Annotated in this window: 15 protein-coding genes and 1 riboswitch; of the genes, 14 read left to right on the forward strand and 1 reads right to left on the reverse strand. The window is 66.8% G+C overall.

Going from position 1 to position 14,370, the window contains the following annotated elements; translation table 11 throughout:
* Positions 1 to 156 precede the first annotated feature (156 nt).
* The gene (locus AB0N05_RS27945) at positions 157 to 1,011 is read right to left on the reverse strand and encodes a methyltransferase domain-containing protein (RefSeq protein WP_364699154.1); all 855 of its coding nucleotides are present in this window, start codon (positions 1,009 to 1,011) and stop codon (positions 157 to 159) included.
* Between the two features lie 79 nt (positions 1,012 to 1,090).
* Between AB0N05_RS27945 and AB0N05_RS27950 the strand changes: the two genes are divergently transcribed.
* From AB0N05_RS27950 to AB0N05_RS28015, 14 genes are all read left to right on the forward strand, one after another.
* Positions 1,091 to 1,666: an HhH-GPD-type base excision DNA repair protein gene (locus tag AB0N05_RS27950; protein ID WP_364700058.1), complete on the forward strand. Its 576-nt coding sequence runs from the start codon at positions 1,091 to 1,093 to the stop codon at positions 1,664 to 1,666.
* A gap of 111 nt (positions 1,667 to 1,777) precedes the next feature.
* Entirely contained in the window at positions 1,778 to 2,485 is a 708-nt protein-coding gene (locus tag AB0N05_RS27955) for a hypothetical protein (protein ID WP_364699156.1), read from the forward strand.
* Positions 2,486 to 2,622: 137 nt separating this feature from the next.
* The gene (locus AB0N05_RS27960) at positions 2,623 to 3,336 is read left to right on the forward strand and encodes a hypothetical protein (RefSeq protein WP_364699158.1); all 714 of its coding nucleotides are present in this window, start codon (positions 2,623 to 2,625) and stop codon (positions 3,334 to 3,336) included.
* 177 nt (positions 3,337 to 3,513) lie between these two features.
* The gene (locus tag AB0N05_RS27965; protein ID WP_364699160.1) at positions 3,514 to 4,059 is read left to right on the forward strand and encodes a flavin reductase family protein; all 546 of its coding nucleotides are present in this window, start codon (positions 3,514 to 3,516) and stop codon (positions 4,057 to 4,059) included.
* Positions 4,060 to 4,145: 86 nt separating this feature from the next.
* A riboswitch (SAM riboswitch) is annotated at positions 4,146 to 4,238 on the forward strand.
* Between the two features lie 8 nt (positions 4,239 to 4,246).
* On the forward strand, positions 4,247 to 5,212 hold the full coding sequence (locus AB0N05_RS27970) for an amino acid ABC transporter permease (protein WP_364699162.1): 966 nt from the start codon (positions 4,247 to 4,249) through the stop codon (positions 5,210 to 5,212).
* On the forward strand, positions 5,209 to 5,973 hold the full coding sequence (locus AB0N05_RS27975) for an amino acid ABC transporter ATP-binding protein (protein WP_364699164.1): 765 nt from the start codon (positions 5,209 to 5,211) through the stop codon (positions 5,971 to 5,973). Before AB0N05_RS27970 ends, AB0N05_RS27975 begins: the two co-directional genes overlap by 4 nt.
* Before the next feature lie 34 nt (positions 5,974 to 6,007).
* Positions 6,008 to 6,988, forward strand: a complete 981-nt coding sequence (locus AB0N05_RS27980) for an ABC transporter substrate-binding protein (protein WP_364699166.1) — start codon at positions 6,008 to 6,010, stop codon at positions 6,986 to 6,988.
* 4 nt (positions 6,989 to 6,992) lie between these two features.
* A complete protein-coding gene (locus AB0N05_RS27985) occupies positions 6,993 to 8,063 on the forward strand; it encodes an LLM class flavin-dependent oxidoreductase (RefSeq protein WP_364699168.1) in 1,071 nt (356 codons plus the stop codon).
* The gene (locus AB0N05_RS27990; RefSeq protein WP_364699171.1) at positions 8,060 to 9,685 is read left to right on the forward strand and encodes an ABC transporter substrate-binding protein; all 1,626 of its coding nucleotides are present in this window, start codon (positions 8,060 to 8,062) and stop codon (positions 9,683 to 9,685) included. Before AB0N05_RS27985 ends, AB0N05_RS27990 begins: the two co-directional genes overlap by 4 nt.
* A 4-nt stretch (positions 9,686 to 9,689) precedes the next feature.
* Entirely contained in the window at positions 9,690 to 10,649 is a 960-nt protein-coding gene (locus AB0N05_RS27995; protein ID WP_364699173.1) for an ABC transporter permease, read from the forward strand.
* Positions 10,642 to 10,812: a hypothetical protein gene (locus tag AB0N05_RS28000; RefSeq protein WP_364699175.1), complete on the forward strand. Its 171-nt coding sequence runs from the start codon at positions 10,642 to 10,644 to the stop codon at positions 10,810 to 10,812. The genes AB0N05_RS27995 and AB0N05_RS28000 overlap by 8 nt, the downstream gene beginning before the upstream one ends.
* Positions 10,805 to 11,674, forward strand: a complete 870-nt coding sequence (locus AB0N05_RS28005) for an ABC transporter permease (protein ID WP_364699177.1) — start codon at positions 10,805 to 10,807, stop codon at positions 11,672 to 11,674. Before AB0N05_RS28000 ends, AB0N05_RS28005 begins: the two co-directional genes overlap by 8 nt.
* A complete protein-coding gene (locus tag AB0N05_RS28010) occupies positions 11,671 to 13,293 on the forward strand; it encodes an ABC transporter ATP-binding protein (protein WP_364699179.1) in 1,623 nt (540 codons plus the stop codon). Before AB0N05_RS28005 ends, AB0N05_RS28010 begins: the two co-directional genes overlap by 4 nt.
* Positions 13,293 to 14,369, forward strand: a complete 1,077-nt coding sequence (locus AB0N05_RS28015; RefSeq protein WP_364699181.1) for an LLM class flavin-dependent oxidoreductase — start codon at positions 13,293 to 13,295, stop codon at positions 14,367 to 14,369. Before AB0N05_RS28010 ends, AB0N05_RS28015 begins: the two co-directional genes overlap by 1 nt.
* Position 14,370 lies beyond the last annotated feature (1 nt).

The following is a 14,370-nucleotide window of genomic DNA, read 5'->3' on the forward strand; positions in this document are numbered from 1 at the left end:
AAGTTGATAATCGATAGTGAGGTCCGCGTACCAGGTTTCGACGGGCCCCACTACTTCACCACTCCGGGCTTTCACAAAACCGCCCAAAACAGCCCCCCCCCCCACCCCCCCGCCCCCCGCCTCTGGTGTATTGGGCGGTGTGGGCCCCACACCCCTTTAGAGGGGCTTGTGCGCCGCCACCGCGAAGATGGTCACCGACAGGTGGCTGTCACCGGTGGCCGCACCGGCCTCCAGATCCGCGATCAGCTGATCCCGCTGCCGCTCGGTGATGGAGCCGCGCGCGACCGCCATATCCGCGATCCGGGCGACCAGCGCGCCCGCGCCGATGCCGCCGTCCTGGATGAGCGCGTGCGAGCCGATGTCGTCGACGACCAGTCCGGCCGCGGTGAGCTGTCCGGCCAGTCGCCGTCCCGCGAACGGGTTGGTGGTTCCGGCGATCATGGTCTCGATGACCTCGTGCACCACGTGCCGGTCGCCGGGATGCACGATGGCCGTGCCCCAGTCGCTGTCCATGACGACCACGCGCCCGCCCGGCTTGAGCACGCGGGCGATCTCCCCGGCCGCGCGGGCCGGTCCGGTCAGATGCTGGAAGACGCGTTCGCACAGTGCGACGTCGAAGGTGTCATTGCCGAACGGCAGCCCGTAGGCGTCGCCGGGCTGGAATTTGGCGGTGGATCCGGCCTTCCGGGCGCGCCGTTCGGCGGCCGCGAGCAGGTTCGGGTCGGGTTCGACGCCGATCGCGCTACCGGTCGGGCCGACCAGATCCGCGAAGGCGATGACCTCGGAGCCGGTGCCGGAGCCGATTTCCACGGCGCTTTCGCCGGGCTGTACCGCGAGGGCCTCGTGCGCCCAATTCCGGAGCCTGCGAATTCCGGGTAATGCGGCGTGCAGGTCATTGACGTCGACCAGTTGATCCTGGCCGTCACGATCGAAACGGTCCGGTTGCAGTCCGGACCCGGTGCCGGGTTGTGGCACGGTTCCCACTGAAGAATTAGCCATGGTGTCGGGCATGGCCCGAGCCTAACCTTTTCGAGCCCGCCGCGTGACCCGCGTCACGGCCCTCCCGCGCGAATGGGATGATCGGTGCATGGTGAGCCGCAAACTGTGTATTGCGCAGGAGCCCGACGCCGACGCCCTGCTTTCCACGGATGATTTCGCCCTTTTGGTGGGTATGACCCTGGATCAGCAGTTTCCGATGGAGCATGCCTTCCGCGGGCCGCAGAAGATCGCCGATCGGATGGGCGGATTCGATATCCGCAAGATAGCGGCCGCGGATCCGGAGGAATTCGAGGAACTGGCCGCGACGCCGCCCGCCATCCATCGTTATGGGCGGTCCATGGGGCGGCGGGTGCAAGAGCTGGCGCGGTACATCGTCGAGAACTACGACGGCGAGACCTCGGGGTTATGGACGGTGGGTGATCCGGACGGCAAGGAAGTGCTGAAGCGGTTGAAGGCGCTGCCGGGATTCGGGGATCAGAAGGCGCGAATCTTCTTGGCGCTCTTGGGTAAACAGGAAGGTTTGCAAGCGAAGGGCTGGCGGGAAGCCGCGGGCGCTTACGGCGAGGATGGCTCGCGGCGGTCGGTGGCGGATGTGACGGACGCGGAATCCCTCACGCAGGTAAGGGAATTCAAGAAGCAGGCGAAGGCGGCCGCTAAGACGAAGTAGGGTGCCCGGCTTGTCTGGATCGAATCAAGCTGGTTTTTAACCTCCAATATCCTGTGAGTTTGCTTAATGCTTGCCGCGTTCAGTTCGTACCCCAGCGGGAAGCAGTACCTAATGAAGATGAGGAAATTCGCAGGCGTTGCGGCGCTCGTGATCACGGCGCTGGGCGCGGCGACGGGCACCGCAGGCGCGGCTCCGGCCGCCGCCGATAACAGCCCGATCAACTACACAGCCACCACCACCGAGACCAATACGGTCATCCGCACCGATGCGGGTTCGCTCGTGGTCGAGGGCGGCGTTTTCAAGGTCAAGGCTGCCAATGGCACCACCGTCGCCGGAACCGAATTGAAGTTCCGCGTCGATGAATTCGAGTTCCCGATCGCGGCCGAGATCAAGGATCACACCGCGACTTTGACCCCGCAGTTCGACGCGGAGCACGCGGTCTACAAGCCGGTCGCTCAGGAAGTCGCCCTGCCCTACGAGAACGTGGCCCCCTGGAAGTCCGAGTACGACCGTGAGCTGGCCGCCTGGAACCGCTTGACCAGCACCATTTCCGCGGGTGCGACCATCGGCACCCTGGTCGGTGGCATCGGCGGCGCAGGCCTCGGTTGCCTCATCGGTTTCGGTGTCGCGGGTGTCGCGACGGCTCCGCTGGCGGCTCTGTTCGGTGCGGGCCCGATCGTCGGTTGCATCGGTGGCGCGGCTGCCTTCGGTTTCCTGGGCACCCTGGCGGGCCAGCTGTTCGTCACCGCGCCGGTCGCCATTCTGGCTGCCGTGCAGTACTTCACCACCGTCAATCAGCCTTTCGTGGCGGCCAAGTAATTCCATTCGGCACGAAATCGAGGGTGCCGCGCCAGAGTTCATCGGTGCGGCACCCTCGATCTATGTTCTGTTCGTTTGACCAGGATTCGATCCTCAGGTTCCACCCTGCGGAATCACCTGATGAGGAATCGAACTCCATGCTGTCTAAGAAAATGGCCGCCAGTGCCGCGATGATGATCGCTGCCGTCGGTATCGCCGCGGGCACCGCGGGCGCGGCCCCCATCGCCGACGACAACGGCGTGATCAACTACTCCGCCACCGCCACCGAGACCAACACCATCATCCGCACAGATGCCGGTTCGATGGTTGTCGACAATGGCATCTTCAAGATCAAGGCCGCCGATGGCACCGTCGTCGCCGGTACCGAGCTGAAGTTCAATGTCGATGACTTCCAGTTCCCGATCGCGGCCGAGATCAAGGATCACGTCGCGACCCTGACTCCCGAGTTCAATATGGAGAAGGCCGTCTACAAGCCGGTCGCTCAGGAGATCAACCTCCCGTTCGAGAACTCCGCTCCGTGGAAGTCGGATTACGACCGTGAGCAGGCCGCCTGGAAGCGCATGACGGACACCATCTCCATGGGCGCCACCATCGCGACCCTGGTCGGCGGCATCGGCGGCGCGGCCGTCGGTTGCGTCATCGGCTTCGGTGTCGCGGGTGTCGCTTCGGCTCCACTGGCCGCCCTGTTCGGTGCGGGCCCGATTCTCGGCTGCCTCGGTGGCGCGGCTGCCGTCGCCTTCCTGGGCACCCTTGCGGGTCAGCTGTTCATCACCGCCCCCGTCGCGATCGCCGCGGCGTACAACTACTTCACCACCATCAACCAGCCGACCCTCCAGACGTCGGCCAAGTAATTCCGCGAAACTCGCGGGGACAGATGAACCCGCTCGGTCCTTGGGACCGGGCGGGTTCGTCTATTTCGGCTGGGGGCGTTGGGATCGCGCTGAGCCGAACCCTGTCCCGCCCCGCACCGGCCTGCTGTCCTGGATGGGATGCCCGGCGCGGGTGCCGGGGGAGCGGAAGGTCCGGTTATGGGTGAGCTCACGGTGATCCACGGCGAGACGGCGGCGTTGACGCCCGTCGACGGCACGGATCTGCGGAAGACGTTCGGGCACTTTCCGTCCGGAGTGGTGGCGGTGTGTGCCCGGATCGGCGGCGTGCCGCACGGTTTGGTGGTGAGCACCTTCGTGCCGGTGTCGCTGGATCCGCCGCTGGTGTCCATCTGTGTGCAGTACTCGTCGGAGACTTGGCCGCGCCTGGAGCAGGCCAGCCGCCTCGGTTTGAGCCTGCTCGGCAGCGATCAGCAGGAGGCTGCACGCACTTTGAGTTCGCGTTCCGGCGATCGCTTCCGCAATGTCGGCCTGCACACCGGCAATGGCAATGCGGCCTTCGTGGCCGGTGCGACGACCTGGCTGGAAGCCTCGGTCTACGAGCAGGTTCCGGCGGGTGATCATGCGGTGGTGCTGCTGCGCGTGCACCGGCTGAGCACGCATCCCGGCACGGAACCGCTGGTATTCCACCGCAGCTCTTTCCGCGCTCTCGACAACCCCCCCGAGGCGCGCGAGGTAGCAAGTTGATCTCGCGCGGTATTCCCCGGGGCGGCAATTGAATTCACGCTGATCGTGAGGGGCGACACTCGCCCCGCCGCTTCGTATCGTCTTCTTCACCATCCAGAGCGACCGAGAGACCTGGCTCGCAGACGTCGCAGCAACCCCCTGACCTTAGGTGCGGGTGCTACCGCCAGGACCGATGGAGGACGAATCCATGAGCATCCTCGCAGCGGGCCCCGAGCAGTCGGCGGCGGCCGGCTCCATAACCGAAGTAGACGACGACGGTGCGCTGCCCGTCGCCCGCACCCGCCATCCGTGGCGGTGGGTGACGAGCGGCATCGCGTTGGTGCTGGTCGCGCAGTTCGTGCACGGCCTGGTCACCAATCCCGGCTGGGACTGGTCCACTTTCGCGCAGTACATCACCGCCTCGTCGGTGCTGGCGGCCTTGAAGGTGACCTTGGAGTTGACGCTGTGGGGTACCCTGCTGGGCTTCTTCATCGGCATCTGGCTGGCCATCGGCCGACTGTCCAGTAATCCTGTGCTGCAAGTGATTTCGTGGGTCTACATCTGGGCCTTCCGATCCATTCCGCTGATCGTGCAGCTGCTGTTCTGGTTCAACCTGGCCTACCTGTACAAGACTCTGGCGCTGGGCATTCCGTTCGGACCGGAGCTGGTGCGGTTCGAAACCAATGGCGTGCTCAGTGGATTCACCGCGGCCGTCATCGGTTTGGCGCTGCATCAGGCCGCGTATTCGGCGGAAATCATTCGCGCGGGCATCATCTCGGTGGATCAGGGCCAGTGGGAGGCCGCCAAGGCGCTCGGCCTGCCGTGGCGCAAGCAGTTCTTCACGATCATCGCGCCGCAGGCCATGCGCGGCATTCTGCCGAATGCCGCGAATGAGGTGATCAGCCTGTTCAAGGGCACCTCGATCGTCTCGACCATGGCCATCGCGGAGCTGTTCTACCAGGTACAGGTGATCTTCGGCCGCAATGGCCGGGTGGTGCCGCTGCTCATGGTGGCCACGGCCTGGTACATCCTGCTCACGACCGTGCTGACGATCATTCAGTACTACATCGAACGTCACTTCGCGAAGGGCAGCGTGCGGAACCTGCCGCCGACGCCGTGGCAGCGAGTCCGTGGCAGCTTTGCCGATATCCGATCGAAGGCGGCGGCACGATGAGCGAATTCGCGGTCGAATTGCGCGGTATCCGAAAGTCTTTCGGCACCCACGAGGTGCTGAGCGGGGTCGACCTGGCGGTGCGTCCCGGTGAGGTCACCGTCATTCTCGGCCCCTCCGGTTCCGGCAAGTCCACGCTGCTGCGCACCATCAACCATCTGGAGAAGGTGGACGCCGGAATCGTCCGCGTGGGCGGCGAGCTGGTCGGCTACCGGCGCAAGGGCAATCGCCTGCACGAGCTGCCGGAGCGGGAAATCCTGCGGCAGCGTTCGCGCATCGGATTCGTCTTCCAGAACTTCAATCTCTTCCCGCATCTGACGGTCCGCGAGAATGTGGCGCTCGCTCCGATCGCTGCGCAGGGCCGCCACAAGGCCGAGGCGCATGCGGAGGCCTTCGAGTTGCTCACCCGAGTCGGCTTGGCGGACAAGGCGGATGAGCATCCGCGCCGATTGTCCGGCGGTCAGCAGCAGCGGGTGGCGATCGCCCGAGCCCTTGCTCTGCGGCCCGAGGTGGTGTTGTTCGACGAGCCCACGTCGGCGCTCGACCCGGAGCTGGTCGGTGAGGTCCTGGATGTGATCCGGGAGCTGGCCCGCGGCGGCGCGACCCTGGTCATCGTCACCCACGAGGTCGGCTTCGCCCGCGAGATCGCCGACACCATCGTGCTCATGGACGCGGGCCGCATCGTCGAACAGGGCCCGCCGCATCAAGTGCTGGACGCTCCCGCGCATCCGCGCACCAAAGCTTTTCTCGCGCACGTCCTTTGACGCGCGCCTATTTCGAGGTAAGGAACCACATCTCATGTCCAAGGCAAGCCGTCGCAGACGGATCGCGGCCCTGACCGCATTGGCGGTCCTGAGTCTGTTCGCGAGTGGCTGCGGCAAGGGCGACGGCGGTGCCGACACCTTGAAGACCGTGAACGGCCTGACCTACGACCTGTCCCCGGAGCAGACCGGCCGCGTGCACGCCGAGAAGGTGGATGCCATTGCGGCACAGGTGCCGTCCGCCATTCGCGAGCGCGGCACGCTGATCGTCACCGGCACCGTCGGCGCGACGCCGCCGCTGGGTTTCTACGCCACCGACGACCGCACCGTTGTCGGCTCCGAGGTGGACTTCGGCAACCTGATCGGCGACATCCTGGGTCTGAAGGTCGAGCGGCGGAACGCCGACTGGGCACAGAACTTCGTGAAGATCGATTCGGGTGAGGTCGACGTCTTCATCTCCAATGTGACGGTCACCGAGGAGCGCAAGGAGAAGTTCGACTTCGCGACCTACCGGCTGGACAATATCGCCCTCGAGGTTCCGAAGAACGCCGATTGGACCTTCCAGGACCGTAAGTCGGTGGCGGGCAAGCGGATCGGCGTCACGGCGGGCACCAACCAGGAGCAATTGCTGGTGAAGTGGAACGAGGACAATATCGCCGAGGGACTGCCCAAGGCGGATCTCACCTACTACCAGCAGGCCAGCGACTACTACCTGGCGTTGTCCTCCGGCCGTATCGACGGCTACCTGGGCCCCAACCCGTCGGCGCAGTATCACGTCGCGTCGGTGGGCCAGTCCAAGGTGCTGACCACCCTCTCCGGCGCGGGCGATGTGCTCCAGGCCGAGATCGGTGTTCTCACCCGCAAGGACAACGGCCTGGTCGGGGCCTTGCAGCAGGCCGTCCAGTACGCCATCGACCACGGCACCTACCAGAAGGTCCTGGACCGCTGGGGCCTGAGCAGCGAAGCCGTCAAGCAGTCGCAGATCAACCCGCCCGGCCTGCCGAAGAAGAAGGGCTGAGCGCATGAAGTTCCTGCAACTCACCCTCATCACGCACACCCCCGACCCGGTCACCGGCGTCACCGAATCCCCGCGACAGCGACTGCGGCGGGTCATCGACAGTGCCCGCCTGGCCGAGGAACTCGGCTATGACGGTTTCGCGGTGGGGGAGCGGCACGAGGACCCGTTCATCTCGGCCGCCCCGCCCGTGGTGCTCAGCCATATCGCCGCCGTGACCGACCGCATCGCGTTGTTCACCGGTGTCACCACGCTGAGCCTGCTGGACCCGGTCCGCGCCTTCGAGGATTACTCGACCCTCGACAATCTGTCCGATGGCCGCCTCGAAATCATTATCGGCAAGGGCAATGGCGCGGCGCAGGCGCAACTGTTCCACGTCACCACCGACGATCAGTGGGACCGCAATCGTGAAGGCTACGAACTTTTCCGGCAGTTGTGGGAGAGCGATAGCGTCACCTGGAGCGGCCGCTTCCGGCCCTCACTGACCGAGGCCAAGGCCTTGCCGCGCCCGCTGCAACCGCGCCTGCGCATCTGGCACGGCAGCGCCACCAGTCACGAATCCGCGGATTACGCGGCGCAGCACGGGGATCCGCTGTTCTCCGCGAATGTCACCAATCCGGTGGAACCGTACGCGGAGCTGGTCGCCCACTATCGCGAACGCTGGGAGGCCTACGGGCACGATCCGGCGGAGGCGCTGGTCGGTGCGGGTACCGCCGGATTCCTGGTCACCCGCGATTCCCAGGAGGCGGTGGATGCCTACCGCCCCATTTTCGAGGCTCGCCAGGCGACCGCCCGAAAGTTCAATGTGCCCATCGTCTTCGACACCGTCGAGGATTTCGTCGAGCGCTCCTCCGCGCTGATCGGCAGTCCACAGCAGGTCCTCGACAAGCTGCACCGCTACCACGAGCGGCTCGGCCACGAGGTGGTCCATTTCAGCGCGGACGGTGACGGGCGCACCGATAAACAGCACCGCGAAAGCCTCGAACTGTTCCAGGCGGAGGTGGCTCCCGAGCTGCGCCGCCGCATTCCGAGCCGTCCGCTCGGTGCAGCTCGCTACCCCTCCGGAGATCCCCAGTGAGAAGTCCCGTCCTTGCCGCCGCGAAGCGACCCGTCGCCCTGGTGGGCGCGCTCGCCGCCACGTTCACGCTCGCCGCTTGCGGCAGTGACTCGGGCGGTGCCGAGAATGCCGGTCCGCCGCAGCCCGGCGGCACCCTGCGCTACGGCCTGTCGACCGCCCCGACCTGCTCCGATCCGGCGCAGTCGAGCACGAATCAGACCATCTATGTGACCCGCCAGGTGGTGGACTCACTGGTCGATCAGGACCCGGAGACCGGGGTGATCAAGCCGTGGCTGGCCGACAGCTGGTTCGTCAGCGCGGACGCGAAGTCGTTCACCTTCCACTTGAAGGACGGCATCACCTTCAGTGACGGCACCCCGCTCACCGCAGACTCGGTGCGCAAGAACTTCGACGCCACCCTCGCTCTGGGCGGTGCGAAGGCTCCCCTCGCGGTGAGCTATCTGGCCGGATACACCGGCAGCACGGTGGTCGATCCGCGCACGGTGCGAGTGGACTTCGGGGTGCCCAATGCCCAGTTCCTGCAAGCGACTTCGACGTCGCAGCTCGGCATCCAAGCCGATTCCACCGTCACGAAATCCGCCGACGACCGCTGCCTCGGCACGAATATCGGCAGCGGCCCGTTCACCTACGCCGACTGGAAGCAGAATGCCTCGGTGACGCTGGCCAAGCGCACCGGATACAACTGGGGCTCAGCGGTTTTCGCCAAGCAGGGCGATGCCTACCTGGACAAGATCGCGTTCACGGTGGTCCCGGAGTCGGGCGTGCGCACCGGCAGCCTGGGCTCCGGCCAGCTCGATGCGATCAGTGACGCCCTGCCGCAGGATGTCGCGCAGATCGAGGGCTCCGGCGGTCGCGTGCAGTTCACCTCGAACCCGGGCATTCCATTCGGCTTGCAGCCCAATGTGAATCGCGGCCCGCTGCGCGATCCGGCGGTGCGGGCGGCCTTCCTGCCCGCCATCAATCGCCAGGAACTGGTGGACACCGTGCTGGGTCCGCAGTTCAAGACCGCGACCAGCCCGCTGGCCTCCCGCACGCCCGGATTCGTGGATCTGTCGTCGCGGGTCAAATTCGATCAGAACGCCGCGAAGCAGATCCTCGACAAGGCCGGTTGGACGCCCGGCGCCGACGGCATCCGGGTCAAGGACGGGCAGCGCCTGTCGGCCTCTGTCATGTACGCGTCGGTATTCGCTGGTAATCAGGCGATTCTCGAACTGACTCAGCAGCAGCTGCGCGCCGTCGGTATCGAGCTGAAGCTGGATCCGGTCTCGGTGCCGGATTGGACGACCCGGCAGAACGCCAAGGACTTCGAGTTCAACTACTACAACAGCACCCGCGCCGACGGCGATATCCTGCGCACCACCTTCGGTGTGGATCAGCGCAATCTCAATGGCCGCGGCCCGAACGAGAAGCTGGATGCGCTGCTGACCGCGGAGCTGTCCACCACCGATAGCGCCGAACGCGCCCGCATCATCGGCGAGGCGCAGGGCGCGGTGCTCGACGAGGGCCTGTGGATTCCGACCGTGGAACTCTCCCAGGCCATCGGCATCGCCAAGTCCACCTCCGACGTGAAGTTCGAGGCCTCCGCGCGCCTGCAATTCCACGACACCTGGCTCCGGCGGTAATGCCATGCGCCGGTACGTGATCGGACGGATCCTGCAAGCGGTGGGCGTGCTGTGGGCGGCCTTCACGCTGTCCTTCATCGTGCTCTACCTGCTGCCTTCCGACCCGGTGGCCATTGCCGCCGACGCCGCCCCCGGCACGCCGGTGGATCCCGCCGCCGTGGCGGAACTGCGGGCCAGATACGGCCTGGATCAACCGATCTGGCAGCAGTACTGGACCGCGCTCACGCATGCCGTGCGCGGCGATCTCGGGCATTCCATCGGTACCGGCCGATCCGTCACGGGCGCGCTCGGCGACGCCCTGCCCTCGACCCTGGCCCTCGCCTCCCTGGCCATGCTGCTGGCAATTGTCGGCGGCACGGCCTTGGCGGTGGCCGCGGCCTACACCGAACGCCCGTGGCTGCGCGGCCTGCTCTCCGCGCTGCCCTCGGTGGGCGCGGCCATGCCGACCTTCTGGGTGGGACTACTGCTGCTGCAAGTGTTCTCGTTCCAGTTGCGCCTGGTTCCGGCCTTCGGTGGCACCGGATTCGGCGGCACCATCCTGCCCGCGATCACCCTGGCCATCCCGGTCGGTGCGGTCATCGCGCAGGTCCTCTATTCCAGCCTCATCGGCACCTGGCGGCAGCCGTTCGTGGAGGTGGCCTTCGCCAAGGGCGCGTCCCGCTGGTGGGTGCAGCTGCGGCACGTGCTGCGCCCCGCCTCGGGTGCGGCGCTCACCGTGGCCGGGCTCTGGGTCGGCACGGTGCTGGCCGGTTCGGTGGTGGTGGAAACCGTGTTCGCCCGCGACGGTATCGGCCGGCTCACGCAGGAAGCGGTGCTGCGCCAAGACATTCCGGTGGTGCAGGGTGTCGTCACCTTCGCCGCCGTGGTGTTCGTGACCGTGAACCTCTTCGTCGACCTGGTCCATCCGCTGCTGGATCCCCGCGTCGCCCACATTCGCCCGACCAAGGAGCGCGCTCATGCCTGAGCTGGAGACACACGCGGTGACAATCGGCAGGCACGTGCGGGAGTGGCTGCGCGGCCGTGGCGGTGAGTTCCGCTCGCAGCGGCGGGTGCTCATGCTGTCGCACGCACTGGTCGATCCGGGCCTGGCCTATTGGCCCTCGACGGAGGATCCGTTCGATGTCTGAAGCCCTGGTGTTGCGGGAATCCTCCGCACTGCCGTCGATTTCGGTGCGGCGCGCCGGTACCTGGTTGCGCGCCAATATCGGACTGGTGGCGGCGGGCGTGGTGCTGCTGCTCGTGCTGGGCTGGGCCATCGCACCTTCGGTCTTCGCGAGTGGCGATCCACTGTCCGGCGTACCCGCACAGAAGCTGCGCGGCCCGAGTGGCGAACACTGGTTCGGCACCGACAATCTCGGCCGCGACCTGTACACCCGCGTGGTGCACGGTGCGGGTCTGTCCCTGACCGCCACGGTGTCCGCGGTGCTGCTCGGCTTGGTGTTCGGTGCGCTCATCGGCCTGGTCGCGGGCATGGCGGGCGGCCTGGTGGATGCGGCCATCAGCCGGATCATCGATGTGCTGCTGTCGATTCCGGAGCTGCTGCTCTCCCTCGCCACCATCACCGTGCTGGGTGTCGGAACCCGCAATGTGGCCATCGCCGTGGGCCTGTCACTGGTCGCGCGCTTCGCCCGCGTCATGCGCGGCGAGGTGTTGCGGGTGCGCCAAGCCCCCTATGTAGAGGCCGCCTTCGCCTCCGGTGTGCGCTGGCACACCGTGCTCTTCCGGCACGTGCTGCGCAATGCCTACGGCCCGGTTGCCGCGCTGGTCGTGGTCGATTTCGGGGTTTCCGTGCTGGCCGTCTCCTCGCTCAGCTTCCTCGGTTTCGGCGCGGTGCCGCCCACCCCGGAGTGGGGCACCCTCATCTCCGAGGGTCGCAACTTCCTCGCCACGTCCTGGTGGTTCACCACCATGCCCGGTCTGGTGATCATCGCCCTGGTGCTGTCCACACAGCGCATTGCCCGGGCCCTGCACAAGGACAATGCCCGATGAGCGATGCACTGCTGAGCATTCAAGGCCTCCGGGTCGAATACCGGGGCAGCACCGGCACGACCGATGCGGTCGTGGACGCGGCACTCGAGGTCCGGCGCGGCGAGACCGTTGCGTTGGTCGGTGAATCCGGGTCCGGGAAGTCCACACTCGCGCATGCCGTGATCGGACTGCTCAATGGTGGCGTGGTCACCGGCGGTGAGATCACCTTCGCCGGGGACCGGATCGACCGCGCCTCCCGCAAAGTGCTGCAACGGATTCGGGGCGCACGCATCGGCCTGGTCCCGCAGGACCCCGGAACCTCACTGAATCCGGTGCTGCGCATCGGCGATCAGGTGGCGGAAGTCCTGCGCATCCACGGCCGCGCCGATAAACGCACGGCGCGTGTGGAAGCCGTCCGCATTCTCGAGGAAGCCGGACTGGACCGGCCCGAACTGCGGGCCCGGCAGTATCCGCAGGACCTTTCCGGCGGCCAGCGCCAGCGTGTGCTGATCGGCATCGCCCTCGCCTGCGCTCCCGAGCTGGTCATCGCGGATGAGCCGACCAGCGCGCTGGACGTCACGGTCCAGCGCCGCATTCTCGATCACCTGGCCACCCGCACCCGGGAGTCGGGCACCGCGGTCCTGCTCATTACCCATGACCTCGCGGTCGCCGCCGAGCGAGCCGACCGCATCGCGGTCATGCAGCGCGGCCGGATCGTCGAAACCGGCACGGCCACCGAGGTTCTCACCAATCCACAGCACGAGTACACCCGCCGCCTGGTCGCCGCCGCCCCGAGCCTGGACACCGAGGTGCGCCCGCGCCCGGAATCCCGGGCCTCCGATCGAGTCGCCTTGCTGTCGGCGACCGGCCTCCGCAAAACCTTCCACATCGCACGCGGCGTGACCATCACGGCCGTCGACGATGTGTCCCTCGAGGTCGGACGGGGCGAAACCCTGGCGGTGGTAGGCGAATCCGGTTCCGGCAAGTCCACCACCGCACGCATTCTCGCGCGGCTGGCCGAACCGGACAGCGGCACAGTGACTTTCGACGGGCAGGACATCAGCGCTCTGCGCGGCGCGAAACTGCGGGAACTGCGCCGCCGCATCCAGGTGGTCTACCAGAACCCGTACGTCTCGCTGAACCCCAAGCTCACGATCGGCCAGATCATCGCGGAACCCTTGCAGGCCTTCGGTATAGGAGACCGCAAGTCCCGCCGCGACACCGTCGCCGAACTCCTCGAACAGGTCGCCCTGCCGAGCACCTACCTGGACCGCCGCCCCGCCGAACTCTCCGGCGGCCAACGGCAACGGGTGGCCATTGCCCGCGCACTCGCCCTGCGTCCCGAACTGGTGGTGCTGGACGAACCGGTCTCCGCGCTGGACGTCTCCGTGCAGGCGCAGATCCTGGACCTGCTCGAACAACTGCGCGCCGAACTGAATCTGGCCTACCTGTTCATCTCCCACGACCTGGCGGTGGTCCGCCGCCTGGCCGACCGCGTCGCCGTCATGCGGCAGGGCGTCATTGTCGAAACAGCCTCCACCGCAGTTCTTTTCGCGAATCCCCAGAACGAGTACACCCGTGAGCTGCTCGCCGCCGTCCCGCACGGCGCACCCTCCGCTCCACTCGAAAGGACCGCCTGATGCCGCACACCACACCACTGCTGCTGGGTCTGGAACTGTCCGGCACCGGTGCGCACCCGGCGTCCTGGCGTCGCCCGGATTCCCGCGCCGAGGAACTGTTCGATGCCCGCTATTGGGTAGATGCCGTGCAGGCGGCGGAGAACGCGGGTATCGACCTCGCCTTCCTGCCGGACTCCTTCACCCTGCAATCGACCGGCGCGACCGGACGTCTTGATGCCATTGCGATCGCCGCCCGCACTGCGGCCGCCACTCGACGCATCGGACTGATTCCGCAGGCCTCCGTCACTCACACCGAACCGTTCCACCTGTCCAAGGCCATTGCCAGTCTCGACTTCGCCACCCACGGCCGCGCCGGATGGGAGGTGACCGTCGCCGCGGGTGAGGCGAAGCTGTTCGGTCGTAAACCGGAGCAGGACAGTCATTCCCGCTGGTTCGAGGCCGATGAGGCGACCGAGGTGGTGGCCCGGCTCTGGGACAGCTGGGAGGACGATGCCGAGGTCCGCGATATCGGCACCGGCCGCTTCATTGATCGCGGGAAACTGCACTACATCGACTTCACCGGCGATAACTTCGCGGTGAAAGGCCCGTCCATCACCCCGCGTCCGCCGCAGGGGCAACCCCTCGTCGCGGTCCGCGCCGCCGAATCGCACAGCATCCGGGTGGCCGTGCACCGCGCCGATCTCATTCGCATCGTCGCACCGGACCTGGCCGCGGCCGCCGCCACCCGCACCGAACTGCGCTCGGCCGTGGCCGCCGCCGGGCGCGATCCGAATCAGGTTCGCGTACTTCTCGATATCGATATTCACCTGGCTGCGACAGTCGATCAGGCGACTTCCGAGGTCGCCCAGCTCGAGGACTGGATCGCCACCGAGGCCCCGAAATCCGTCTTCCACATCGGCACTCCCGCCGAACTGCGCGAAGTTCTGCACCAGGTCGAAACCGACTGTGCCGCAGACGGTGTGGTGCTGCGACCGCTCGCCTTGGCCGCCGCCCTCCCGCATCTGCCCGCGCTCACCCCGACCCTGCGCGAGCGACTCGGCCTGCCGCGCCCCGCCAATCGCTACGCCCACGCCTGAG

It is taken from the genome of Nocardia sp. NPDC051030 (assembly GCF_040683015.1).
GTDB lineage: Bacteria > Actinomycetota > Actinomycetes > Mycobacteriales > Mycobacteriaceae > Nocardia.